The sequence below is a fragment of the Cupriavidus sp. L7L genome, from assembly GCF_004353535.1.
GTDB classification, from domain to species: domain Bacteria; phylum Pseudomonadota; class Gammaproteobacteria; order Burkholderiales; family Burkholderiaceae; genus Cupriavidus; species Cupriavidus oxalaticus_A.
Genome location: NZ_SMNY01000025.1, coordinates 48,376 through 74,214, shown reverse-complemented (window position 1 = coordinate 74,214; position 25,839 = coordinate 48,376). Strand labels below are relative to the sequence as shown.

General features: G+C 67.2%; 19 protein-coding genes. 5 read left to right on the top strand and 14 right to left on the bottom strand.

Annotated features, from left to right (window positions below):
* Positions 1-109: 109 nt before the first annotated feature.
* The 9 genes from E1J61_RS24795 to E1J61_RS24755 all read right to left on the bottom strand — a co-directional run bounded on the left by E1J61_RS24795 (position 110) and on the right by E1J61_RS24755 (position 12,765).
* The gene (locus tag E1J61_RS24795; RefSeq protein ID WP_133096613.1) at positions 110-1,624 is read right to left on the bottom strand and encodes a tripartite tricarboxylate transporter permease; all 1,515 of its coding nucleotides are present in this window, start codon (positions 1,622-1,624) and stop codon (positions 110-112) included.
* A gap of 28 nt (positions 1,625-1,652) precedes the next feature.
* Positions 1,653-2,126, bottom strand: a complete 474-nt coding sequence (locus E1J61_RS24790; protein WP_133096612.1) for a tripartite tricarboxylate transporter TctB family protein — start codon at positions 2,124-2,126, stop codon at positions 1,653-1,655.
* Positions 2,127-2,397: 271 nt separating this feature from the next.
* On the bottom strand, positions 2,398-3,366 hold the full coding sequence (locus E1J61_RS24785) for a tripartite tricarboxylate transporter substrate binding protein (RefSeq protein ID WP_029046453.1): 969 nt from the start codon (positions 3,364-3,366) through the stop codon (positions 2,398-2,400).
* A gap of 363 nt (positions 3,367-3,729) precedes the next feature.
* Complete coding sequence (locus tag E1J61_RS24780) at positions 3,730-4,539, bottom strand: ChaN family lipoprotein (protein WP_165971531.1); 810 nt, start codon at positions 4,537-4,539, stop codon at positions 3,730-3,732.
* Between the two features lie 164 nt (positions 4,540-4,703).
* A complete protein-coding gene (locus tag E1J61_RS24775; protein ID WP_133096610.1) occupies positions 4,704-7,901 on the bottom strand; it encodes an efflux RND transporter permease subunit in 3,198 nt (1,065 codons plus the stop codon).
* 3 nt (positions 7,902-7,904) lie between these two features.
* Positions 7,905-9,203 (bottom strand): efflux RND transporter periplasmic adaptor subunit, encoded by a 1,299-nt coding sequence (locus tag E1J61_RS24770; protein ID WP_133096609.1) that lies wholly within the window; start codon positions 9,201-9,203, stop codon positions 7,905-7,907.
* Positions 9,204-9,465: 262 nt separating this feature from the next.
* Positions 9,466-10,104, bottom strand: a complete 639-nt coding sequence (locus E1J61_RS24765) for an MOSC domain-containing protein (protein WP_133096608.1) — start codon at positions 10,102-10,104, stop codon at positions 9,466-9,468.
* 172 nt (positions 10,105-10,276) lie between these two features.
* The gene (locus E1J61_RS24760) at positions 10,277-11,461 is read right to left on the bottom strand and encodes an MFS transporter (protein WP_133096607.1); all 1,185 of its coding nucleotides are present in this window, start codon (positions 11,459-11,461) and stop codon (positions 10,277-10,279) included.
* A gap of 278 nt (positions 11,462-11,739) precedes the next feature.
* Positions 11,740-12,765 carry a D-2-hydroxyacid dehydrogenase family protein gene (locus E1J61_RS24755; RefSeq protein WP_133096606.1) on the bottom strand — a complete coding sequence of 342 codons (1,026 nt, stop codon included), beginning with the start codon at positions 12,763-12,765 and terminating at the stop codon, positions 11,740-11,742.
* A 522-nt stretch (positions 12,766-13,287) separates the two neighbouring features.
* Here E1J61_RS24755 and E1J61_RS24750 point away from each other — a divergent pair.
* Positions 13,288-15,144, top strand: a complete 1,857-nt coding sequence (locus E1J61_RS24750) for a phosphoenolpyruvate carboxykinase (GTP) (RefSeq protein ID WP_133096605.1) — start codon at positions 13,288-13,290, stop codon at positions 15,142-15,144.
* A 129-nt stretch (positions 15,145-15,273) separates the two neighbouring features.
* Here the strand turns inward: E1J61_RS24750 and E1J61_RS24745 are convergent, their stop codons facing one another.
* Together E1J61_RS24745 and E1J61_RS24740 are read right to left on the bottom strand one after the other, a co-directional pair.
* Complete coding sequence (locus tag E1J61_RS24745) at positions 15,274-15,948, bottom strand: response regulator transcription factor (protein ID WP_133096604.1); 675 nt, start codon at positions 15,946-15,948, stop codon at positions 15,274-15,276.
* Positions 15,945-17,363 (bottom strand): cache domain-containing protein, encoded by a 1,419-nt coding sequence (locus E1J61_RS24740; RefSeq protein WP_133096603.1) that lies wholly within the window; start codon positions 17,361-17,363, stop codon positions 15,945-15,947. The genes E1J61_RS24745 and E1J61_RS24740 overlap by 4 nt, the downstream gene beginning before the upstream one ends.
* 391 nt (positions 17,364-17,754) lie before the next feature.
* Here E1J61_RS24740 and E1J61_RS24735 point away from each other — a divergent pair, with 391 nt between their 5' ends.
* The 3 genes from E1J61_RS24735 to E1J61_RS24725 all read left to right on the top strand — a co-directional run bounded on the left by E1J61_RS24735 (position 17,755) and on the right by E1J61_RS24725 (position 20,730).
* Positions 17,755-19,827, top strand: coding sequence for a carbon starvation CstA family protein (locus E1J61_RS24735; RefSeq protein WP_133096602.1), 2,073 nt, complete (start codon positions 17,755-17,757; stop codon positions 19,825-19,827).
* A 25-nt stretch (positions 19,828-19,852) separates the two neighbouring features.
* Complete coding sequence (locus E1J61_RS24730; RefSeq protein WP_012354346.1) at positions 19,853-20,047, top strand: YbdD/YjiX family protein; 195 nt, start codon at positions 19,853-19,855, stop codon at positions 20,045-20,047.
* Positions 20,048-20,274: 227 nt separating this feature from the next.
* Complete coding sequence (locus E1J61_RS24725; protein ID WP_133096601.1) at positions 20,275-20,730, top strand: hypothetical protein; 456 nt, start codon at positions 20,275-20,277, stop codon at positions 20,728-20,730.
* Positions 20,731-21,024: 294 nt separating this feature from the next.
* Here the strand turns inward: E1J61_RS24725 and E1J61_RS24720 are convergent, their stop codons facing one another.
* Positions 21,025-21,312 carry a hypothetical protein gene (locus E1J61_RS24720; protein ID WP_243736963.1) on the bottom strand — a complete coding sequence of 96 codons (288 nt, stop codon included), beginning with the start codon at positions 21,310-21,312 and terminating at the stop codon, positions 21,025-21,027.
* Between the two features lie 202 nt (positions 21,313-21,514).
* Between E1J61_RS24720 and E1J61_RS24715 the strand changes: the two genes are divergently transcribed.
* Complete coding sequence (locus E1J61_RS24715; protein ID WP_133096599.1) at positions 21,515-22,456, top strand: LysR family transcriptional regulator; 942 nt, start codon at positions 21,515-21,517, stop codon at positions 22,454-22,456.
* Positions 22,457-22,546: 90 nt separating this feature from the next.
* Here the strand turns inward: E1J61_RS24715 and E1J61_RS24710 are convergent, their stop codons facing one another.
* Positions 22,547-25,249, bottom strand: a complete 2,703-nt coding sequence (locus tag E1J61_RS24710; protein ID WP_133096598.1) for a DNA topoisomerase III — start codon at positions 25,247-25,249, stop codon at positions 22,547-22,549.
* Positions 25,250-25,397: 148 nt separating this feature from the next.
* The gene (locus E1J61_RS24705; RefSeq protein WP_133096597.1) at positions 25,398-25,802 is read right to left on the bottom strand and encodes a thioredoxin family protein; all 405 of its coding nucleotides are present in this window, start codon (positions 25,800-25,802) and stop codon (positions 25,398-25,400) included.
* Positions 25,803-25,839: the final 37 nt, after the last annotated feature.

Sequence of the window (25,839 nt, the reverse complement as noted above, 5' to 3'; positions counted from 1 at the left end):
AGCGGCCTGGCGCGCAGGCGCCGGCGCTTGTTGTTTTAAGGGGATGGAAATGCAAAGGGCCCGCACGCCATGGCGCCGGGCCCCGGAAACTACCGCATGCTAACGCGCATCACGCCGCGTTGTCAGCCTGCGCATGCGCCGAGCCGCGCGCGGCATGCCAGCGCAGCAGGCGCGGGATCACCACCACCGCCACGGTCAGCGCCAGGATGGTGGCCGAGATCGGCTGGCGCACGAACAGGCTCCAGTCGCCCTGGCCGATCGACAGCGCATTGCGCAGCTGCTTCTCCGCCATCGGTCCCAGGATCATGCCGACGATCACCGGCGCGGTCGGGAAGTCGAAGCGGCGCATCACCATGCCGAGCAGGCCGACCACGAACAGCAACAGCAGGTCGAACCACGACTGGCGGATGCCGTACGCACCCAGGCCCGCGAAGATCAGGATGCCGCCGTACAGCAGCGGCGTGGGCACGCGCAGCATGCGCACCCACAGGCCGATCGCCGGCAGGTTCAGCACCAGCAGCATGACGTTGCCGATATACAGCGACGCCAGCAGGCCCCACACCAGGTCGCCCGAGGTCTGGAACAGCATCGGGCCCGGCTGCAGGTTGTAGTTCTGGAACGCGGCCAGCAGGATCGCGGTGGTGTTCGAGGTGGGGATGCCCAGCGTCAGCAGCGGGGCCAGCGTCGCGGTCACGGCCGAGTTATTGGCGGCTTCCGGGCCGGCCACGCCTTCGATCGCGCCGACCTTGCCGAACTCTTCCTTGTGGTCCGACAGCTTCTTCTCGGTCGCGTACGACAGGAAGGTCGGGATCTCGGCGCCGCCCGCGGGGATCAGGCCGAACGGGAAGCCGATAAACGTGCCGCGGATCCACGCCGGCAGCGAACGCTTCCAGTCCGACTTGTTCATGTGGACCGAGCTGAGCTTGTTGAAGGTGCCGTCCGGCTGCGGGAAGAACGCATTGAACAGCGCCTCGCCCACGGCGAACAGGCCGACGGCCACCACCACGATGTCGATGCCGTCATACAGCTCCTGCACGTTCATCGAGTAGCGGGTCTGGCCCGACAGCGAATCCATGCCGATCAGTCCGATGCCCAGGCCCAGGAACAGCGCCGTCATGCCGCGCAGCAGCGACGAGCCCAGCACCGCGGAAACCGTGGTGAAGGCCAGCAGCATGATCATGAAGTACTCGCCCGGGCCGAACTGCAGCGCCACGTCGGCCGCCACCGGCGCGAACAGCGACAGCATCACGGTGGCGATGGTGCCGGCCACGAACGAGCCGATCGCCGCGGTCGCCAGCGCCGGGCCGGCGCGGCCGTTCTTGGCCATCAGGTTGCCTTCCATGGCCGTGACCATGGTGGACGATTCGCCCGGCGTGTTCATCAGGATCGACGTGGTCGAGCCGCCGTACATCGCGCCGTAGTAGATGCCGGCGAACATGATCAGCGCGGCGGTGGGTTCGACCTTGGCGGTCAGCGGCAGCAGCATCGCCACCGTCAGCGCGGGGCCGATGCCCGGCAGCACGCCGATGGCGGTGCCCAGGAAGCAGCCCACCAGCGCCCACATCAGGTTGATCGGCGTGATCGCGACGGCAAAGCCGTGCATCAGCATGTTCAGCGTTTCCATTCGAAGACTCCTTGCTGGACGGGCGGGCTCAGAAGCCGGCGATGGGGAGCAGCGGCAGGTTGATGCCGAGCAGGAATTCAAACAGCGCCCACATCGGCACCGTGATGCACAGGCCCACGATCAGGTCGCGCACGATGCGGCGGCTGCCGTAGCCGCGCGCCACGCACATCATCAGCAGCGTGGAAGAAAACACGAAGCCGAGCGTGCCGATCAGCGCCATGTTCAGCACCAGGCCGGCGGCCACCCACAGGAAGCCCTTGAAGTTGTGCGGCGCGCTGGGCAGTTCGGCATCTTCCTCCGGCATGTTGCGGAAGCCGCCGCGCACGCCCTGCCACATCAGCAGCGCGCCGCACACCGCCAGCCCGACGGCCACCAGCGTGGGCACGAAGCGCGGCGACAGGCCGGCATAGCCCTCTTCGCCGGTAATGCCCGACAGGCCGAGAAAGAAGAACAGCGAAAGCGCCAGGACGGCAACGCCGATGGCAACGTGCGAGGGTTTCATGGAGACTCCTTGGCCTTTGTCGCCAGCAAGGGGGCTGGCGTCCGCGACGCTGGCTTAGCTAAGCTTGCGGCCCGCGCGGCAATGAGGCCCGGCGACATATGGTTGTTGTCTTCGGTATCGCAGGTGGACACCGGGCCCCATGCCGTTTTCCTGCCGCCGGGATCGCCGGCGGTGTTGGCAGGCACGACAGGTAAAGCGGCTTGATGCGGTTTTCTGATGCGGTAACGCGGGGGGTTTCACAGGCCGCGCCGGCTTGGCGCGGCAGCGGGCTTTACTTGGCGACGCCCAGCTCGCGCAGCGTGCCGCCCAGGCGGGTCGATTCGCTGTCGACAAACTTGCCGAACTCATCGCCGGTCAGCAGGAACGGGGTCCAGTCGTTCTTCTGCAGCGTGTCCTTCCAGGCCTTGCTCTCGGTGGCCTTGACCACCGCATCGATCATGGCCTTGCGCTGCTCGGGCGTGGTGCCGGGCGCGCCATACACGCCGCGCCAGTTGTAGATCTCGACGTTGACGCCCTGCTCCTTCAGCGTCGGGATGTCGGCGGTGCGGTCCTTGGAGGTCACGGCCAGCGCGCGCATCTTGCCGCTCTTGATGAAGGGCAGGAATTCCGACACGCCGGCGATGCCCACCGTCACGTGGCCGCCCATGATCGAGGCCGAGGCTTCGCCGCCGCCCTGGAACGGCACGTAGTTGATCTTCTTGGGATCGACACCGCTCTCCTTGGCGACCAGGCCGGCCAGGATATGGTCGATCGAACCCTTGGAGCCGCCGCCCCAGCTGACGCTGCCCGGGTTGGCCTTGAGCTGCGTGGTCAGGTCCTTGATCGACTTGATCGGCGAGCTGGCCGGCACGGTGATGACCATGGTGTCGGCGAACAGGCGCGCGATCGGCGTGGCGTTCTTCAGCGTGACCGGCGGCTTGTTGGTCTCGATCGCGCCGACCATCACGGCACCCACCACCATCAGCGCGTTGGGGTTGCCCTTGTCGGTGTTGACGAACTGCGTCAGCGCGATGGTGCCGCCGGCGCCGCCCTTGTTGTCGTACGAAGCGGTCTTGGCCTGGCCGGCTGCGATCATCGCGGCGCCCAGCGAGCGGCCGGTCTGGTCATAGCCGCCGCCGGGGTTGGCGCCGATCATGACCTTGACGCTGTCCAGCGCGTAGGCGGGCGCGGCAACGACGGTGGCGGCAACGGCGGCCGATGCCAGCGCGGCATGGGCGAAACGGGAAATCGAACGGCGCATAGCGGTCTCCTTGGTTGTACCGGTGATCGCTTGCCAGTCACTGGCTGGCCGCGATCCGACCCGGGAGTTCCGGCGGCAGCCTGAGCGTTGCTGGGGACGGGGACACGGCCTGGCGGCGGCGCGCGGGGCGCTGCCGGGGTTGTCTCCTGTCCGGCGCGGCGGGGCGTGGCCGGGACTGTTCTTGGATTATTGGCAAATCAGACCGGGTTAGCAGTCATGGGCCGGATTCTAGGCGGGGGAAACTGTCAAAAGGCTGTCAAAAGGCGCGGGAAGGGGTTGGGGTTTACGTGGATGGCGGGGATGGAGGGCCAGGTTGGCACGTTGGCTGGCCTGACTTCATGGAGGCGCCGGCCCCAAATTGCCTCACCCCGCCGGCTTCGCCTCCAAGCAAGGATCCTTGCGCGCCACCGCCGGCACCACCACCGCCATGTCGAACTCGCCGTCCGCCGCCGCGCTCTCCACGTAGCCCACGCTGACGACCTTGCCAGCCTCGCCCGGAAGCCAGCGCGGCACCCCCACATCGCGCCGCACGTGCCCGTTGCCTGCAATCAGCACCGCACCGCGCTGCGCGTAAGGCCGCAACGCCTGCGCCATCACCGCGTCGCGCGCGGCCTGTGCCGCCAGCATGCCGGGCAGCATCGCCTTGGGAAAATTGCCGCAGTGGCCGTGATCGAGCACCGCGGTCTGCGCCGCCACCAGGTCAGGCGGCAACTCGCCGGTCAGGCCAAGCTTCTGGCGCTCGTCCGCCGGAAACAGCCCGTCCAGCCCGCCGCGAACGATCTTGCCCGCATCCGCGCGCGACAGGTTGGCCGCGACCAGCGGCAGGTCGTACTGCAGCGCCAGCGCCACCAGCGGGCGGTACAGCGGCCACTGCCAGGCGCCGCCGCCGGCTTGCGCGATCAGGTAGTCGGCATCCGTGGGCCGCTCCTTGCGGGCACGGTCGATATCGGGTTGCCGTTCGCGGTCGAACTGCTCCATGGCGATGGCCGGGCGCCAGCCCTGCTCGACCGCGCGCGTCAGCGCAGCCAGCCGCTGCCGCTGTCCGGCGGCATTGTCATGAACCTCGCCCAGCAGCACGTAGGGCTTGCCGGCAAACCCGGCGCTGACACTTGCCGGCGAGGGGCCAGAGGCGGCACAGCCGGCGCTCAGCAAGGCAACAGTTGCTGCCAGCATGGTGGCTGTGCGCAAGCGGAATGACATCACGCGGCGTTCCTTTATCTCGCTTCGTTCGTCGGGACGGATGCATGCGGCGCAGGCTGCCGTCGCCGCTGCCGACTCCCCTCGTCCGCGCCGGCGTACGAGGGGTTAAGGGAAAAACCAGCGCGGGACCGATGGGGTCAATGCTGCCGCACCGTCTCCCCAGGCACCTTCTCCGGCAGCTTGTTGCCTTCCGAGTCGATCTGCAGCGGCCCCGTGCCCGAGAACCTGTCCAGCGCCAGGTAGATCACCGGCGTGATGAACAGCGTGATCACCTGCGAGAACAGCAGCCCGCCGACCACCGCCAGGCCCAGCGGCTGGCGCAACTCGGCGCCGGCGCCGAGGCCCAGCGCCAGCGGCAGCGCGCCCATCACCGCGGCGAAGGTGGTCATCATGATCGGACGGAAGCGCAGCAGGCATGCCTGCCGGATTGCCCTGGCCGGCGTCATGCCTTGCTCGCGCTGCGCCGCCAGCGCGAAGTCGATCATCATGATCGCGTTCTTCTTGACGATGCCGATCAGCATCAGCACGCCGATGACCGCGATCAGCGACAGCTCGATATTGAAGACAAAGAGCGTCAGCAACGCGCCGACCGCGGCCGACGGCAGTCCCGCCAGGATGGTCAGCGGGTGGATGTAGCTCTCGTACAGCACGCCCAGCAGCGTGTAGATCACCGCGATGGCCGCCACCAGCAGCACGATCTGCGTGGCCTGCGATGACTGGAATACCGCCGCGTCGCCGCCCCAGCTGGTGAAGATCGACGTCGGCATCGCGATCTCCTGCTTGTAGCGGTCGATGCGCGCCGACGCGTCGCCCAGCGCCGCGCCCGGCGCAAGGTTGAACGACACCGTCACCGACGGCAGCTGCCCCTGGTGGTTGACCGCGATCGGGCCGACGCGGCGCTCGGTGGTGGCGAACGCCGACAGCGGCACCATCTGGCCGGTCTTGCTGCGCACGTAGAGCTTGGCGAACGCGGTCTCGTCGACGCGGTCGAGGTCGGCCGCCTGCAGGATCACGTAGTAGTTGTCGATCGGCGTGTAGATGGTCGACACCTGCCGCTCGCCGAACGCCGAATACAGCGCGGTGCGCACGTCCTGCATCTGCACGCCGAGCGCGTTGGCCTTGTCGCGGTCGATCGACAGGTGCGCCTCCAGGCCCGACTGCTGCGAGTCGCTGGTGACATCGCGGAACAGGCTGTCGGCGCGCATCTTCGCCATCAGCTTGTCGGAGTAGTCCTGCAGCTGGCCGGCCTTCACGCTTTGCAGCGTGTACTGGTAGCGGCTCTTGCTCTGGCGCCCGCCGAGCTGCAGGTTCTGCACCGGCGCGAAATACACCGCTAGCCCGGGCACGCCGGCCACGTCGCGGCGCAGCGACTCGATCACCTTGGGCATCGCGTTGCGCTCGCCGCGCGGCTTGAGCTCGACGAACATGCGCCCGGTGTTGATGGCCGGCGACGGGCCGCCGCCAATCGCCACCACGATGCTCTTGACCGCGGGGTTGGCGCGCATGCGCTCGGCCGCATCGCGCAGGCGCTCGGACATGGCATCAAAGGAAATGTCCTGCGGCCCTTCGGCATTGACGCGGATCTGGCCGATGTCTTCCTCCGGGAAGAAGCCCTTGGGGATCGTGACGAACAGCACCGCGGTCAGCACGAAGGTCAGACCCGCCGCCACCAGCACCGTGCGCCGGTGCGCCAGGCACCAGTCCAGTCCGCGCGCATAACGGTGCAGCGTGAACTCGAACAGGTTCTCGAACCACTGCGTGGAGCGCATGCCGATGGTCTGCCTCTGTGGCACGGCAGGCTGCGCCAACGCGTGGTCGCCATAAGCGTGGTGCGACTCGTCGACCGGCACGTTTTCGGCCGACAGGAAACGCGCGCACAGCATCGGGATCAGCGTCAGCGACACCGCTGCCGACACCAGGATCGACAGCGACACCACCGCGGCGAACTCGTGGAACAGCAGCCCGATCACGCCGGGCATGAAGAAGATCGGGATAAACACCGCCACCAGCGAGATCGAGATCGACAGGATGGTGAAGCCCATCTCGCGCGAGCCCACCAGCGCGGCCTTCAGCGGCGGCACGCCTTCCTCGATATGGCGCACGATGTTCTCGAGCATGACGATGGCATCGTCCACCACCAGCCCCACCGCCAGCGTAATGGCCAGCAGCGAGACGTTGTCCAGGCTGTAGCCGAACGCCTTCATCAGCGCCACCGTGCCGATCAGCGAGATCGGCAGCGACACGGTGGGGATCAGCGTGGCGGCGGCGCGGCGCAGGAACAGGAAGATCACCATCACCACCAGCGCCACCGTCAGCGCCAGCGTGAACTGCACGTCGTGGATCGATTCGCGGATCGAGCGCGAGCGGTCGTTGACCACCGCCACGTTGACCGAGCCCGGCATCTGCCCGATCAGGCGGGGCAGGGCGGCCTGGATCGCATCGACCACCGCCACGGTGTTGGCGTCGGGCTGGCGCAGCACGGCCAGCACGATCGAGCGCTCGTTGTTAAGCCAGCTGCCGGTCTTGATGGTCTCGACGCTGTCCTCGACCTCGGCCACGTCGGACAGCCGCACCAGCGCGCCGTTGGGCTGGCTGGCGACGATGATGTTGCGGAAGGCATCCGCATTGGTCATCTGCCGGTTGGCCTGGATGGTCAGCGTCTGGCGCGCGCTGTCGAGCGTGCCCACGGGGGTGTTGGCGTTGGCGCGGTTCAGCGCGGTGGCCAGCTCGTCCAGCGTCAGGCCGCGCGCTGCCAGTGCATCCGGGTGCGCGCGCACGCGCACGGCAAAGCGCTTCTGCCCGAAGATCTGCACCTGCGCCACGCCCGGCAGCGTGGCCAGCGTGGGCGAGATCAGGTTGTCGCCGAAGGCATTCAGGTCCGCCAGGCTCATCGCCGGCGAGTTGATCGCCAGCAGCAGCACCGGCGCGTCGGCCGGGTTGACCTTGCGGTACGACGGCGGCGTCGTCATCTCGATCGGCAGGGAACGCTGCGCGCGGAACAGGGCCGCCTGCACGTCCACGGCCGCGTCGTCGATATCGCGGTCGCTGTTGAATTCGATGGTGATGCTGGAGTTGCCGAGCGTGTTCGACGAGCTGATCACCGACACACCGGGGATGGTGGCGAACTGCTTTTCCAGCTGCGTCGCCACCGAAGCCGCCATGGTTTCCGGGCTCGCGCCCGGCAGCGTCGCGGTGACCTGGATCACCGGCGAGTTGAAGCTGGGCAGCGCGGCGATCGGGATGGTCGGGTACAGCACGATGCCGGTGACGATCACGGCCAGGCACAGCAGCACCGTCATCACCGGACGGCGGATGCAGAGTTCGGACAGCGTCATGGCTCAGTGCCCCGCGGCGGCATTGGCGGCATTGGCGGCATTGGCGGCATTGGCGGCGTTGGCGGCAACGTTCGCGGCACTGGCTGGCCGCGCGGCGGCCGCACCGGAGGCGGCGCCGGCCGGCGCCTCGCGCACCAGCGCGCCCGGGCGCAGGTTCTGCGTGCCTTCCACGACCACGCGGGCGCCGGGCTGCACGCCTTCCACCACGGCCGCCGCAGCAGTGGTGGTGATCACCTGCACCGGCACGCGCGCGACCTTGCTGTCGGGCTGCACTACATAGACAAAGCGCCCTTCGGGGCCGGTCACCACCGCCTGCGGCGGCACCGACAGCGCGCCCTTGAGCGTCTGCACCACGGCGCTGACGTTGGCGTAGGTGCCCGGCCACAGCCGCTGCTCTTCGTTGCCGAACTGGGCCTTGACGCGAATGGTGCCGTACTGCGGATCGACCGTGTTGTCCACGAAAGTGATCTTGCCGGTCACCGGGGTCTTGCTGCCGTCGTTAGGCTGGGCGGTGACCTGTACCGGGCCGGCCTGCAGCGCCTCGCGCAGCGCCGCCAGCTGGCGCTCGGGCAGGCTGAAGGTCACTGCGATCGGCTGCACCTGCGCGATGGTGACCATCGGCACGGCGCCGGTAGGCAGCACCAGCGAGCCCGGGAAGGCGTTGATCACGCCGGTGCGGCCGCTGATGGTGGCGCGGATCGAGCCATAGCTGATCGCCACGCGGCTGGCCTCGATGGCGGCCTGGTCGGCGCGCACGGTGGCTTCGGAGCCATCGACCCTGGCCTGCGCGGTATCGACTGCGCTCCTGGAAATGAAGTTGCGCTCGAGCAGTTCCTTGCTGCGCGCCAGCGTGCGGCGGGCATCGGCCAGGTCGGCCTGGTCCTTCAGCAGCTGCGCCTGGGCCTTGGCCAGGTTGGCCTCGTCCATGCGCGTGTCGAGCGAGAACAGCAGGTCGCCCGGCTTGACCGTCTGGCCTTCCTTGATATGGACCGTGCGCACCGTGCTGGACACCTGCGGCCGCACCTCGACCGTGGACAGCGCGGTGACATTGCCGTTGGCCGTGACCTGCAGCGGCACGTCACCCTGCTGCACCAGCGCGGTAGTCACCACCGCCGCGGCGGGCGGCTTGGGCGCCGGCTTGGGCGCCAGCCACGTGCGCCAGGCAAACCAGCCCAGCCCGGCCAGCACCAGCACCGCCAAGACCAGCACCCACGGCGAAACCCGGCCGCGCCCGGTTCCGGCGGCCGCACTCCAGTTGCTGTCGACGAACCCCTTGGGCTGGTCGATCCTGTCAGTTTTCATCTTTTGTGGACCCTCTGCACCGCGTCTTGCGCCACTCCCCGTGATCCGCGCCGGCTTGTTGTGATCGAATGTCGCCGGCGCGTGTTGCGCAAAGACTCTACTAGTACCGCGCTTCGCCGGCCGGAGCCAGCGTCGCGTATTACAGTCCGTTACAGGGGTGTAAGGCGGTGTCGGGACGGCGGGCGCCGGCAAGCGCCCTCCGGACCACGGAGGAAACCGGAAATGAAGTTGGCGAGGCGCTTGTATCGTTAGACAAACATTATCAGAAAAGCTGCCGCCGGCTGTCACGACGCCACTGGTTGACGCTGTCGATCGACAGTTCGCGTGGCCCCGGCTGCACAATGATGGCGTCGCCGGCGCGCACCTGGCCGGTCACCAGCACGCTCAGGTAGACGCCCGAATACCCGCTCTGCACCATGTCGCGCACCGCGTGGCGGTAGCCGAGCGCGGCATTGAACTTGTAGCAGGGCCGGCGCGGCGCCTCCACCCGCAGCAGCGCCGTCCCGGCGCGCACCAGGTCGCCGATCCACAGGTCGGACTCCAGCAGGCCTTCCAGGCTCAGGTTCTCGCCCAGAGCGCCGAACGGCAGCGGCTGTGCCGATTCGGGTTGCCCGCAAGCGCGCCGGCGCGCATTCCACCAGGGGTAGTGCTCTGACGGATAGGCGTAGACCGCCTTGTCCCGGCCGCCGTGGACGGTCAGGTCGGCCTGCTCGTCGCCGGCCAGGCCCAGCGGCCGCACCTGCACCGAGAGCGGGTGCAGCAGGGTGCTGACGGGATGCTTGCGGATGCCGGACAGCACCACCGCCTCGGTGCCGGCGCCGGCCACGACCAGCGGGATCGCCTTGCCAAGGCTCACGGCCAGCACGCGTGCATTGCCTTGCCAGCGTCCGGAATCGCTCACGTGCGCCCCCGCTTGTGGTTGTGGAAAGAGATGTGGATAAGCTGCGGATATCCCTGAGGATAAGGGGGCGGATAACACTGTGGACAAGTGCTTCGTGCGGTGCCTCACAAGACGCCGCGTGCACGGCGAGGCAGGTCGCTCCCGGGGGACAGGACGCCCCCGGGCCTTGGTTTCAGCCGGCGTTGGGAGCCTGCTGCGGAGCCTGCGGGCGCTGCCACTGGCAGCCCAGCGAACGGGCGCGCTGCGACACCGCCAGCGCCGCCAGCATCAGCGCCGCGGCGCCCCAGTGCAGCGAATCGACCCCGGCCAGGGTATAGATGCCGGCGCCGGCCATCGCGCCCGCGGCCTGCCCGAGGTAGATCGACGAAGAGTTCAGCGAGATCGAGGCCGAGGCGCGCTCCGGCGCCAGCAAGACCAGCCGCGCCTGCTGCGCGCTGTTGGTGGCAAACCCGCCCAGCCCCCACAGCATGAACAGCAGCACCAGCGCCACGCCGCCCAGGCCCGCCAGCGGCCACAGCACCATGGCAGTCACCGAGGTCAGCAGGGCCACCTGCACGATCCGGCTCGGGGTGACGCGATCCATGCGCGACGCCGCCAGCGCATTGCCGAACACGCCGCAGGCGCCATAGGCCAGGAACATCAGGCTGAGCGCGCCGCCGCTGATGCCGTAGACATCGCGCATCAGCGGCGCGACATAGGTAAACATGGTGAACATGCCGGCCGACGACACCATGGTGGTCAGCACCACCAGCATGACCGGCTTGTGGCGCAGCACCGCGGCCCAGGCCTCGCGCCCCACCGGCTCCACGTACAGCCCGCGCGGCAGCGCCCGCCAGACCGCCGCCGACACCAGCAGCGCCAGAGCGCCCACCAGGCCCATGCTGACGCGCCAGCCCAGCGTGGTCGAGATCCAGGTGCCCAGCGGCACGCCCACCACGCTGGCGACGCTCCAGCCCAGGAAGACAAAGCTGATGGCACGGCCGCGCGTCTGCGCATTGACCAGCAGCGGCAGCGTCGCCGCGGTCTGCGGTGTGTAGATGGCGGCGCCGATCGCCGTCAGGAAGCGGATCACCATCAGCGCCGCGAAGCTGGGCGCAAAGGCGGCCGCCAGGTGCATCACCGCATAGACCAGCAGCGACCCCGCCAGCAGCAGGCGGCGGTCGATGCGCGAACCCAGCGTGGCAAACAGCGGCGCGCCCACGCAGGTGGCCAGCGCGAATACTGAAATCAGCTGCCCGGCACTGGCCGCGCCCAGCCCGAAATCCCCGGCAATATCGTTCAACATGCCGGTCACGATCATCGCGCCGGTGCCGATGACGAAATTGCCGACGCAGAGCGTCACGAGCCTGGGATCCATGCCGGCCTTGGGAAGAGGGGGTGCGCGCGGGCGCTTGTTGTTGTCGGGGCTGCCGCCATGGCCGTTGCGGCCGGCGGTTAGGGAAGTCCCGAGTGTAGCGGGATTGGCGGATTCGCGTTGACAGCGCAATCCGCCCTGGCCATAGCCCACGCCATGTGAACCAGGCTCCCCTCTGCCGCGCTCTCTCCCGCGAAGTGGGAGAGGGGTGGGAGAGCCTCTACGAAGTGACGCGAGGCGGAACGCCAGCGCCGAGCCGCCCCGGCAGCTACCGTAACGCCTCAGCGCGACAGCGCCGGTGTCAACGCCTTGGGATTGACGATGCAGCCGTGATTGCCGCCCAGCACGTCCAGGATGTTCTGGAACGCCGTGCGGAAGTACAGCTCATAGCTGTCGCGCTCGACATAGCCCAGGTGCGGCGTGCAGATGCAGTTCTCCATGCGCAGCAGCGCGTGCCCCTGCAGGATCGGCTCGGATTCGAACACGTCGACCGCCGCCATGCCCGGGCGGCCGCGGTTAAGCGCGGTGACCAGCGCGTTCTCTTCCAGCAGCTCGGCGCGGCTGGTGTTGACGAACAGCGCGGTGGGCTTCATCCGCGTCAGGTCGGTCAGCTTGACGATGCCGCGGGTGTCGTCGTTCAGCCGCAGGTGCAGCGACAAAACGTCGCTGTCGGCAAAAAACTGGTCCTTGGAGGCGGCCACGTCCAGCCCGTCGGCGCGCGCGGCCTCCAGCGAGGCCTCGCGGCCCAACACCATCACCCGCATGCCGAAGGCCTTGCCATAGCCGGCCAGCAGGCGGCCGATCTTGCCGTAGCCCCAGATGCCCAGGGTCTGGCCGCGCAGCATCTGGCCCAGCCCGAAGTTGGGCGGCATGGTGGTCGATTTCAGCCCCGATTGCTGCCACGCGCCGTGCTTGAGGCTGGCCACGTACTGCGGAATGCGCCGCTGCGCGGCCATGATCAGCGCCCAGGTCAGCTCGGCCGGCGCCACCGGCGAGCCGACGCCTTCCAGCACCGCCACGCCGCGGTCGGTGGCGGCATCCAGGTCGATATGGCTGCCCGGACCGGCGCCGACCTTGCCGGTCTGGCTGATCAGCTTCAGTTTCGGCAGTTTTTCCAGCAGTTGCCGGGTGATACGGGTGCGTTCGCGGATCAGCACCACGGCTTCCACGTCCGACAGGCGCGCTGCCAGCTGGCCCACGCCCTTGACGGTGTTGTTGAACACCTTGACGTCGTGTCCCTCCAGCAGGCTGAAGCACGGCAGCTTGCGCACGGCGTCCTGGTAATCGTCGAGTACGGCAATCTTCATCGGCAACTCTGGTTAGTCTTCCGGCGCTTGTGCCGGTTGGTGCGCGCGGCAACCGAGCCGCGCGCCGCCCAACAGTATTGTGGATAACCCAGCGTCGGCGCCAGCATGCCGGCCCGCCGCGAGGTGGAACATCTCTTGCGAAACAACGGCGTCAATTGTTGCGCAGCAAAAAACAGGGGGGTGCGCCAGTGGTATCCTTGCCCGCTCCGGTGCCGCCGCGGATTGTCGGTCGAGCCTTGCTCCCGACACGCGGTTGCCGCCGGACAAAGCCCGCCCGGCGCGCGCAGATACCCCTGCGCGGGCGAAGCGCAACTGTAGCGCAGCCGCAGGGACCGCCGCGACCTTTTGCACAACACGGGCCGCCGCGGAGTTGTAACGGGATGTGACGATCGGGACAGGGCCATCTCCCATGCCGCGATCCCGCGATTCCGTCCCCCGCGCGAGCAACGGACCAACCGCCCGCCGGCCAGGCTTTGCAAGGTTTCCTTCCCTTCCTTCCCTTTACAAACCTGGAGTTGCAGTATGAACCACCCCTCGATGCAAGGCACGGCGCCAGTGAATGCCCCGGCCTGGGTCAAGCACCCCAAGCTGGTTGCCTGGGTCGCCGGAATCGCCGCGCTGACCAAGCCCGACAATATCTACTGGTGCGACGGCTCGCAGGAAGAATATGACCGCCTGTGCGAGCAGATGGTCGCCGCCGGCACCATGAAGCGGCTGAACCCGGCCAAGCGCAAGAACTCGTTCCTGGCGCTGTCGGATCCCTCGGACGTGGCCCGCGTTGAAGACCGCACCTTTATCTGCTCGGAACGGCAGGAAGACGCCGGCCCCACCAACAACTGGACCGCCCCGGCCGAGATGCGCCAGACGCTGAATGGCCTGTTCGAAGGCTGCATGCGCGGCCGCACGCTGTACGTGGTGCCGTTCTCGATGGGCCCGCTGGGCTCGCCGATCGCCCATATCGGCGTGGAACTGTCCGATTCGCCGTATGTGGCGGTCAATATGCGCATCATGACGCGCATGGGCCGGGCCGTGTATGACGTGCTGGGCACCGACGGCGAGTTCGTGCCGTGCGTGCACACCGTCGGCAAGCCGCTCGCCGCCGGCGAGAAGGACGTGCCGTGGCCGTGCAACCCGACCAAGTACATCGTCCATTTCCCGGAAACGCGCGAGATCTGGTCGTTCGGCTCGGGCTACGGCGGCAACGCGCTGCTGGGCAAAAAGTGTTTTGCGCTGCGCATTGCGTCGACCATGGGCCGCGATGAAGGCTGGCTCGCCGAGCACATGCTGATCCTGGGCGTAACCTCGCCCGAGGGCAAGAAGTACCACGTGGCCGCGGCGTTCCCGTCGGCCTGCGGCAAGACCAACTTCGCCATGCTGATCCCGCCCAAGGGCTTCGAGGGATGGAAGGTCACCACCATCGGCGACGACATCGCCTGGATCAAGCCGGGCCAGGATGGCCGCCTGTACGCGATCAACCCGGAAGCCGGCTTCTTCGGCGTGGCCCCGGGCACCAGCGAGAAGACCAACTACAACGCGATGGCGACGCTGAAGGAGAACGTCATCTTCACCAACGTGGCGCTGACCGACGACGGCGACGTGTGGTGGGAAGGCATGACCAAAGAAGCGCCGGCTCACCTGATCGACTGGCAGGGCAAGGACTGGACCCCGGAAATCGCCAGGGAGACCGGCGCCAAGGCTGCCCACCCGAACTCGCGCTTCACCGCGCCGGCGTCGCAGTGCCCGTCGATCGACGAGAGCTGGGACAACCCGGCCGGCGTACCCATTGATGCGTTCATCTTCGGCGGCCGCCGCTCGACCACCGTGCCGCTGGTGACCGAGGCCCGCAACTGGACCGAAGGCGTGTACATGGCCGCCACCATGGGTTCGGAAACCACCGCCGCGGCCGCTGGCCAGCAAGGCGTGGTGCGCCGCGACCCGTTCGCCATGCTGCCGTTCTGCGGCTACAACATGAGCGACTACTTCGGCCACTGGCTGGCACTGGGCCAGAAGCTGGAAGTCGCGGGCGCGAAGCTGCCGAAGATCTACTGCGTCAACTGGTTCCGCAAGGACGCCGACGGCAACTTCGTGTGGCCGGGCTTCGGCGACAACATGCGCGTGCTGTCGTGGATGATCGATCGCGTGGAAGGCAAGGGGCAGGGCGCCGAACACATGTTTGGCACGACGCCGCGATATGAGGATCTGAACTGGAATGGGGTGGAGTTCTCCCCGGCGCAATTTGCGCAGGTGACCTCGATTGATCGCCATGCCTGGCGGGAGGAACTGGCGCTGCATGATGCGCTGTTCACGCAGCTGAATCATCGCCTGCCGCAGGCGCTGGCGGAAACGCGCGCGGCGCTGGGCAAGCGGCTGGAGGGCTAAGCCGCTGCCGGTTTGCTCCCCTCTCCCCGTGAGGTCCGTGAGGGGAGAGGGAGAACACCTTGCCAAGGCGAGTTCGGGCGGCCTGGGAGCACCCAGAACCGCACTCCTTTTCGGCGTCCTGGGGGCCTGTCAGCCCCCCTCTCTATCCCCCAGCGTCTCCACCGCATACTTCACCAACCCCGAGCGCCCTTCGATCCCCAGCTTGCGTTTCAGGTTGAGCCGGTGTGTTTCGACCGTCCGCACCGATACGCCCAGTTGCGCCGCAATCTCCTTGTTGGCCATCCCGCGCCCGATGCAGCCCAGGATGTCGCGCTCGCGCCGGGTCAGCGCATCCAGCGGTCCCGGGCTCTGCTCGGCCATGCCGCGCGCGATGCGGGCACTGTAGAACACCCGCCCCGCCAGCACCGACTGGATCGCCGCCATCAGCTCATCGGCCGGCGCATCCTTCAGCACATAGCCCCGCGCCCCCGCGCGCACGGCCTGCCGCACATACTCCAGGTTGTCGTGCATCGACACGATCAGTACCGCCAGCCCCGGATACCGGTCATGGAGCGCGGCCGCCAGCGCAATGCCGCCCATGCCGCGCATGCCGATATCGGTGATCACCAGGTCCGGCAGGTCGGCCTCGCCGGCACGGTCCAGCCACGCGAGCGCCGCCTCGCCGCCATCGGCCTCGCCGACCACGCGCAGCCCCGGCTGCAGCGCCAGGTGCATGCGCATGCCGTCGCGCACCAGCGCGTGATCGTCGATCAGCAATACGCGCGCCGGTGCGCCGGTGTGGCTCGATTCAGGGAAACGTGTCATGACTGCGAAGGTCCGGCGGAAACAGGATCATGCGAAACGGCTGCGGGCTTTGGCGCAGGCTTCGCCAGGGGCAGCGACGCCACCAGCTCGGTGCCGCCGGTGCCGGAAACAATATCGAACTGCCCGCACAACGCGGCGATGCGCTCGCCCAGGTTGCGCAGGCCGATGCCGCGCCGGGGATCGCGCTGCATGCTCGGCACGTCGAAACCGGCGCCGTCGTCGCGCACCGTGAGCCGGGTGGCGTCGGCGTCGAATGCCAGCGACACGCTGACGTGCCGGGCGTTTGCGTGGCGTTCCACGTTGGTCAGCGCCTCCTGGGCGATGCGGAACAGCGCGGTGGCCTGCTCGTCGGGCAACTCGCGCGGGGTACCTGACTGAATCACCGAGATCTGCAGCCGGCTGCCGCCCTGCATCTCGCGCGCCAGGTGCTGGAGCGCGGCAAAGAGACCGAGGTCGTCCAGCAATGCCGGCCGCAAGTTGCGCGCCACCCGCCGCACTTCATTGAAAACCGTGTCGAGCCGGTTCAGCGCCATGCCCAGCACCGGCGCCACCGCGGCGCCTTCGGTTGGGGCCAGCCGCAGCCGGTTGGTAGCGGTCTCCAGCACCAGCTTGACCGACACCAGCAACTGGCTGATGCCGTCGTGCAGTTCGCGCGACAGCCGTGCCCGCTCCTCCTCCTGCGACTGCACCACCCGCTGCGCAAGCTGGCGCAGCTTGGCATCGGCCTCGCGATGCTCGCTGACATTGAGCGCGAGGCCGCTGGCCGCTACCAGCAGGATGCTGATCGCGGCGATCACGCCGATCCAGGCCATGGTCTCCCGGATATCGGTCTCGGCACGGGCATCGAGCTGGCGCAGCGTGCTTTCCACGTCGTCCAGGTAGATGCCGGTGCCGAGCATCCAGCCCCATTCGGGTACCGACACCACGTAGCCGAGCTTGGGTACCAGTTGCTGCGATGACGGCTTTTTCCACAGGTACCGCACCGCGCCGCCTCCGCCCCTGGCCGCCGCGATCAGCTGCTGGATGGTGAGCGATCCCTGCGGGTCGCGCATGGTCCACAAGTCCTGGCCGACCAGCTCGGGCTGGCGCGGGTGCATCAGGTTGCGGCCCTGCAGGTCGTACAGGAAGAAATAGCCGTCCGGCCCGTAGTCGAGCCGGGCCAGCGCCTCCATTGCCGCCTGGCGCGTGGCCAGATCAGTGCGGCCCGACCGCACCATCGGCGCGATCGCGCTCTGCGCCAGTTCTACGTAGTGGCGCAGCTCCATTTCCTTGCTTTGCAGGTAAGCGGCTTCGACCAGCGCGCGCTCATGCTGCGCGAGCTGGGTCGCCTGGTAGCGCACGGCAAGCGCGATGCCCAGCATGGCCACCGCAAGGGGCGCCACCGCGAGCAACAGGATCTTCTGGCGGAGTTTCATACAGGACCGGGGGTAAACACCGATGCCGCGCAGGCGGCATGCCACCGTCGATTTGCGTAGTACTACGCAGAAGTGCTGCGTAGTTACGCGCTTGTGCGGGGTTTGGCGGGTGTCAATACTACACGCCGGATGCGCAGGCCGCCCCAACAAGGCGCGCGTATCCACGCAGCTGGTGCACCGGCCTATCCGGATGGTGCACCGCCTGCCTGCAAGACGAGATCCGGAAACGACACGAACCGGGCGAGCAGCAGCCAGATCCCAGGAGACACCTTCACCGCCGGATTGCCCAGCTGCCCGCCCAGGCGCGCCCGCCGCCGACCCAGCCCGTTGCCAGTTACCAGTCCTTCGCCGCCGCAGGCTTTCCAAATCCCGGTCTGAGGAGACCTTCACTATGAATCGCATCGGAGAACACCTGGTGTGGCTGGCCGTCGCCGTGCTCGGCGCGTTTGCCTTCGGCACCGTCGCGCTGGCGCGCGGCGAGGCCGTCAGCGCACTGTGGATCGTGGTCGCCGCGCTCTGCATCTACCTGATCGCCTACCGCTACTACAGCCGCTTTATCGCCGACAAGGTGATGCAGCTCGACCCGAAACGCATGACGCCGGCCTGGCGCCATAACGACGGCCTGGACTACGTGCCGACCAACAAAGCGGTTCTGTTCGGCCACCACTTCGCCGCGATCGCCGGGGCCGGCCCGCTGGTCGGCCCGGTGCTGGCCGCGCAGATGGGCTACATGCCCGGCATGCTGTGGCTGCTGGCCGGCGTGGTGTTCGCCGGCGCGGTGCAGGACTTCATGGTGCTGTTCATCTCCACGCGCCGCGACGGCCGCTCGCTGGGCGACCTGGTCAAGTCCGAAATGGGCACGGTGCCGGGCCTGATCGCGCTGTTCGGCTGCTTCATGATCATGATCATCATCCTGGCGGTGCTGGCGCTGATCGTGGTGAAGGCGCTGGCCGATTCGCCGTGGGGCACCTTCACCGTGGCGGTGACCATCCCCATCGCCATCTTCATGGGCATCTACACCCGCTACATCCGTCCGGGCCGCATCGGCGAAGTATCCGTGATCGGCTTCGTGCTGCTGATGATGGCGATCATCGGCGGCCAGTACGTGCATGAAAGCGCGACGCTGGCCCCGCTGTTCACCTACGACGGCAAGGCGCTGACCTGGATGCTGATCATTTACGGCTTCATCGCCGCCGTGCTGCCGGTGTGGCTGCTGCTGGCCCCGCGCGACTACCTGTCGACCTTCCTGAAGATCGGCACCATCATCGCGCTGGCGGTGGGCATCGTGATCGTGGCGCCGGAGCTGAAGATGCCGGCCTTCACGCAGTTCGCCGAGGGCGGCGGCCCGGTGTGGTCGGGCAACCTGTTCCCGTTCCTGTTCATCACCATCGCCTGCGGCGCGGTGTCGGGCTTCCATGCGCTGATCTCGTCGGGCACCACGCCCAAGCTGCTGGAGAACGAGACCCACGCGCGCTTCATCGGCTACGGCGCGATGCTGGCCGAGTCCTTCGTCGCCATCATGGCGCTGGTGGCCGCCGCGGTGATCGAGCCGGGCGTGTACTTCGCCATGAACAGCCCCGCGGCCGTGATCGGCACCACGCCGGAAGCGGTGGCGCAGGCGGTCTCGACCTGGGGCTTCGTGATCACGCCTGACGTGCTGGTGCAGACCGCCAAGGACGTCGGCGAGAACACCATCATCTCGCGCGCCGGCGGCGCGCCGACGCTGGCCGTGGGCATCGCGCACATCCTGCACCAGGTGGTGGGCGGCCAGGCCATGATGGCGTTCTGGTACCACTTCGCGATCCTGTTCGAGGCACTGTTCATCCTGACCGCCGTCGACGCGGGCACCCGTGCCGGCCGCTTCATGCTGCAGGACCTGCTGGGCAGCTTTATCCCGTCGATGCGCAAGACCGACTCGCTGCCCGCCAACCTGATCGCCACCGGGCTGTGCGTGGCGGCCTGGGGCTACTTCCTGTACCAGGGCGTGGTCGATCCGCTGGGCGGCATCAACACCCTGTGGCCGCTGTTCGGCATCTCCAACCAGATGCTGGCCGCGGTGGCGCTGGTGCTGGGTACCTGCGTGCTGGTCAAGATGAAGCGCGGCCAGTACGCCTGGGTCACGCTGGTGCCGACCGTCTGGCTGCTGATCTGCACGCTGACTGCCGGCTGGCAGAAGCTGTTCCACGCCGACCCGAAGGTCAGTTTCCTGACCCACGCCGCCAAGTTCAGCGCCGCCATTGCCGAAGGCAAGGTGCTGGCCCCGGCCAAGTCGATGGAGCAGATGCACCGCATCGTCTTCAACGACTACCTGGACGCCGGCCTGTGCGCGCTGTTCATGGTGGTGGTGCTGTCGATCGTGTTCTATGGCTTCAAGACCGCGCTGCAGGCCCGCGCGGTGAACCGCCCGACCGACAAGGAAACGCCGTTCGAGCCGCTGCCAGGCGCGGCTTCGGCCCAGTCCTGACCCTGACCTCGACAAGGAGCCCGCCATGCTGGAACAACTGGGTACGATGGGGCGTTATCTCGGGCAGTCGCTGCGGCTGATGGTCGGCTTGCCCGACTACCAGACCTATGTGGCGCACATGGAGAGCACGCATCCGGACCGCGCGCCGATGAGCTACGAAGAGTTCTTCCGCGAGCGCCAGGAAGCGCGCTACGGCGGCGGGCAAGGCAAGTGCTGCTGAGCACACGGTAAAATACGCATCCGGGCCCTGGCCCGGGTGCAGACAAAGCAGACAGGCGATCACATGATCGCCTGTCTTTTTGTTAGGTGTTGTATTTTCACCGCGCTTTTATTGCCCAGTTACGCCGTTTCTGCAGGGGGTTACAGGGCTTTACAGGTAGTTACAGCAAGCGTGGGGCTCCTTCTCTACACTTGCGACACATCATGGCAATTCAAAGGACAAGACATATGACTCGCCATCCCGTTCGCAATCTGACCATTGCCCTCGCCCTGGCGGCCAGCGCGCTGCCGGCCTTCGCGGGCGACATGAACAACGCCCTGGGCGGCGCGCTCGGCGGCGTCGCCGGTGCCGCAGTGGGCGGCGCGCTCGGCGGCAGCACCGGCGCAGTGATCGGTGGTGCGGTGGGTGGCGGCGCAGGCGGCGCCGTGACGTCCAACCGCCGCGAGCGCACCGGCGCCATCATCGGCGGCGCGCTGGGCGGTGGCGCAGGTACCGCGGCGGGCAACGCCATGGGCGGCCGTACCGGCGGCCTGATTGGCGCCGGCCTGGGCGGCGGTGCCGGTGCGGCGCTGGGCGGCAATATCTCGCGCAGCAATTCGTATGCAGACGACCGTCGTTATTACAACAACGGCCACTACAAGCACAAGAAGCACAAGCATCGCCATCACCACGATCACGACTGATCTGCCGGGGTGAAGCAAAAACGGGCCGCAAGGGCCCGTTTCTTATTTGTGCCGTCTGGCATAATCGATTTCAGTGCGGCGCCCGACCTGCCGCGCACCGAAACAAAGAAGCCCGCAGCCGGACATGCCGGTTGCGGGCTTCTTCTCCAATAAAGCGGGAGAGGGCGTTTGACTCTCTCCCAAAGCCGGTTGGAGACCAGGCAGAAACAGAAGGGGCCGCTCTGGGGAGGAGCGGCCCCGGATCGCGCTTGCAGGAGCCTTGTTGCGGTAGCGGACCCCGGAGGGACGGGCCGCTTACAGCGGCGCGCGATCGGTACCGGTTTCGTACTTTGCGCCGTCGGCAAAGGCGTCGAACTTGCCGGCGCGGGCGCCATCGGTGTAGGTGTCGAACTTGCCAGCCTTGGCACCGTCAGCGAACACGTCGTACTTGCCGGCCTTGGCGCCGTCCGTGTAGATGTCGTACTTGGCCGCCTTGGCACCGTCGGTGAACACATCGAACTTGCCTGCCTTGGCAAAGGCCGGCGAAGCGGACAGGGCAGCGGCGATGGTGGCGACAGCGATCAGGGCGGAGCGGTTTTTCATGATTCAGGCCTTCTTTATAGCTTGGATGCCTCCGCCAGCACTTTGGCTAAAACAGGATTGTTGCATTGCGGCATCCGATGGGTAGATATTAGGCATTTCCCTCATATCAATAAATATCAGGATCCACAATGATTAGTTCTGATTCCAACAATAAAGCAGCCTGAACGCGTAAGGATTCAGCGCAGAAACGGGAGACTATGTCATGGATCGCCTGCAATCGATGCGTGTGTTTTCCAAGGTGGTGGAACTGGGAAGCTTCGCGCGTGCAGCGCAACAGCTGGAAATGTCCAACGCCGTGGTCACCCGCTACGTCGCCGACCTGGAAAGCCACCTGGGCACCCGGCTGCTGAACCGGACCACTCGCAGCCTGTCGCTGACCGACGCCGGCGAAACCTACCTGCAGCGCTGCCAGCAGATCCTCGAGGATGTGGAAGAGGCCGAAAGCGTGGTCGCCGCGCGCAGCCAGTCGCTGTCGGGCACGCTGCGGCTGGTGACGCCGGTGATGTTCGGCCTGCACCTGCTGCCCGAACTGCTATCGCGCTTCCAGCAGCTCTATCCGGATGTGGTGTTCGACGTGCTGCTGTCCGATCGCAATGTCGACATCGTCGAGGAAGGCCGCGACGTGGCCGTAATGCTGTCAGACCTGGGGCTGGGCTCGCATCTGGTGGCACGCCCGCTGCTGTCGGCCGAAGTGATCCTGTGTGCATCGCCCGGCTACGTGGCCGCGCACGCGCCGCTGCGCCATGCGCACGAGCTGAGCCACCATCGCTGCATCGCGATGCGGCTGCCCAACGCCGAACACGAATGGACGCTGCTCGGGCCCGAGGGCGAGGTGACCGTGCCGATCCGCCCTGGCCTGCTGTGCAGCAATGCCGAGTTGGCGCACCAGGCTGCGCTGGCCAATATGGGCGTGGCCATGCTGTCTTCCTACCTGGCCCGGCCGAATATCGAATCCGGCAAGCTGGTCCATGTGTTGCCGCAGTATCAGTTGCCACGGCGCGACGTCAGCGTGGTCTACCCGAGCCGGAAGTTCCTGCCGACCAAGGTCCGTGCGTTTATCGATTTCCTGCTGGAGGAAGGGCAGGTGAAGGGCAAGGCGGAGGACGCCGAGCCGCGGCACCCGGCGCATAGCGTCAGCACGTAAGTCCAGGAAGTCCTGGAAGTCCTGGGAAGGGCCGGCGGCTGATTCCGGATTGCAAAAGGGGCCCTTGCGGGCCCCTTTGCCGTTACGGTGTCACTCGCCCGCTTCGACAGCGGTCTTGCGCGCCGCGCTCTTGGCGGGCACCTTCTTGGCCGCGGTCTTGGTGGCGGCGGTCTTCTTCGCTGCCGTCTTCGCCGCCGTCTTTGTGGCCGTCTTCGTGGCCGCGGTCTTGGCCGACGCCTTGCCCTCCGGTGCCTCCGCCGGCTCGGCATCGGCCACCTTGGCCGCGCCACGCGATCCCGTCTTTGCCGCAGTCTTGGCGCCCGGCTTGGGCTCGCGCGCCTCGAACTCGAAGCCGATCTTGCCGTCCGGCTGCTTGACCAGGAAGGCCTTGAAGTTGCGGCCGGTGCGCGACGACTTGAAGCCGGTCAGCAGGTCGGTCTTGCCGTCATTGAGCAGCTTGCCGATCTGCTCGCGGCTGATCTCCTGCTGCAGGATGATCTTGCCGGTGGTGAAGTCGCAGCTCTTGGGGCTGGCCACGCTGTTCTCGCAGACGTACTTCATGCCGTGCTCGAACACCGCGCCGCCGCACTTGGGGCAGGTGCCGACCGGCTCCTGGCCGCTGAAGTCGACCGGCTCGCCGTCGCCCTCGTCGTCATTCTGGCCGAAGTCGAACTCCATCTTGAAATTGCCTTCGTCGTCCTTGCCCAGCTTGAGGATGGCGGCGAACGGGCGGCCCATCTTGCTGCGGAAGCCCTGCAGCGGACCGATTTCCTTCTTCAGCAGCAGTTCCTCGACCTCTTCGATCTCGAACTGGCGCCCGCCGGGGATCTTGCTGATCGAGAACTCGCACGCGGTGCAGGCGAAGCGGCGATAGTTCTCCTTGACCTGCCCGCCGCACTGCGGGCAGGGCGTGTCCAGCGTGGCGTAGTCGCCCGGGATGGTGTCGCTGTCGTATTCCTTGGCGCGCTTGACGATCTGCTGCGTCATCTGCGCGATTTCGAGCATGAACTCGTCGCGCTTCAGGCGCCCGCGCTCGATCTGCGAGAGCTTGTGCTCCCACTCGCCGGTCAGTTCGGCCTGCGTCAGTTCCTGCACGCCCAGCCCGCGCAGCAGCGTCATCAGCTGGAACGCCTTGGCGGTGGGGATCAGCTCGCGGCCTTCGCGCACCAGGTACTTCTCGGTCAGCAGGCCTTCGATGATCGCCGCGCGCGTGGCCGGGGTGCCCAGGCCCTTGCCGGCCATGGCCTCGCGCAGCGCGTCGTCGTCCACCAGCTTGCCGGCGCCTTCCATGGCCGACAGCAGCGTGGCTTCGTTGTAGCGCGCGGGCGGCTTGGTGGTCAGGCCGACGCTCTCGACCTTGTCGGTCTTGACTTTCTCGTCCTTTGCCACCGGCACCAGGTTGGCGGCATCCTTGTCGCCTTGCGCCTCGCGGCCATAGATCACCAGCCAGCCGGGGTTGACCAGCACCTTGCCTTCGGTCTTGAAGTGGTGTCCGGCAACTTCGGTGATGCGGGTCGTGACCTGGAATTCGGCGGCCGGGAAGAACACCGCCAGGAAGCGGCGCACCACCAGGTCATACAGCTTCTGTTCCGGCTCCGACAGATTCTTTGGCGCCTGCAGCGTCGGGATGATGGCGAAGTGGTCGCTGATCTTGCTGTTGTCGAAGATCTTCTTGTTCGGGCGTACCCAGCCCTGCGACAGGATCTTCTTCGCGTGCGGCAGGTAGTTGGGCGAGCTGTCGGCCAGCATGTCCATGGTCTGCTTGACCGTGTCCATGTAGTCCTCGGGCAGCGCGCGGGCGTCGGTACGCGGGTAGGTCAGGACCTTGTGCTTCTCATACAGCGCCTGCGCCAGGCCCAGCGTGTTCTTGGCCGAGAAGCCGAAACGCGAGTTGGCCTCGCGCTGCAGCGTGGTCAGGTCGAACAGTGCCGGCGACTGCTGCGTCGACGGCTTGGATTCCTCGGTGACGGTGCCTGGCTTGTCGCGGCAGGCGGCAACGATGCTCTTGGCCTCGGCCTCGCTCCACAGGCGCGACTCGCGCGCCTCGGGATCGAACTCGCTCTTCTTGAACTTGGGGTCGAACCAGCGGCCTTCGTACAGGCCCGCGGCGGCGATGAACTCGGCGCGCACTTCCCAGTAGTCGCGCGGGACGAAGTGCTTGATCTTCTCTTCGCGCTCGACCACGATCGACAGCGTCGGCGTCTGCACGCGGCCCACGGTGGTCAGGAAGAAGCCGCCGCCCTTGCTGTTGAAGGCGGTCATCGCGCGCGTGCCGTTGATGCCGACCAGCCAGTCGGCCTCGGAACGGCAGCGTGCGGCGTCGGCCAGCGGCAGCATGTCCTCGTCCTCGCGCAGGCTGGCGAAGCCGTCGCGGATGGCCTGCGGCGTCATCGACTGCAGCCACAGGCGGCGGATCGGCTGTTTGGCCTTGGCCTGCTGCGCGATCAGGCGGAAGATCAGTTCACCCTCGCGCCCCGCGTCGCAGGCGTTGATCAGGCCGGTCACGTCCTTGCGCTTGATCAGGCGGTTCAGCACCTTCAGGCGCGACTCGGTCTTGGCGATCGGGCGCAGGTCAAAATGCGGCGGGATCACCGGCAGGTTGGCAAAACTCCATTTGCCGCGCTTGACCTCGTATTCGTCCGGGGCGGCGATCTCGACCAGGTGGCCAACTGCCGAAGACAGCACGTAGTCGTCGCTCTCGAAATACTCGTCGTGCTTGGTAAACCCCCCGAGGGCACGGGCGATATCCGCCGCGACCGACGGTTTTTCCGCGATGATGAGGGCTTTTGACATGGGAAAGGGTCCTTGCGAGCCGCTTCCGGCAACCCGCTAATTGCACTGCAAACGTAGTAATCAGAACGCCGGGAGGCTTTGAGGCGCCAATAATAAGCGCGGTTTCAACGACGGTGCAAGCAAGCGCCATCGTTGTCGCCGGCACCGCCTAGGCGGCGCCAGCCTCCCCGGCAAGTAGCCAGTCCAGCACCTGTGGCACATCTTCGGCGCTTGCCGGCATCGCGCCACCGCGCGTCAGCATGCGGTCCAGCACCTCGACATGCGGCAGCAGCGTGCCATAGAACTGCGGCGCGCCGCCCGACGCCGGCTGTACCAGCAGCGTCGGGAAGTTCTCGATGTCGATATCGCCGAGCGCATCGGCATGGGTCTCGATATCGATCCAGACGAAACAGTCCTGCGGATGGCGCCCGGCAAGTGTCTCCAGGGCCTTCAGGTAATCCCGGCAGGTACCGCACCACTGCGCGCACAGACAAGCCACCAGGCGGCCCTGTGGCCGCGCCGCCAGGCATTCGGCAATCGCGGCGGCGTCACGCTCGGGAAAGTAAACGGTCATGGCATCGGAGTCATGTGGCGTCCGCGACATGCGGACG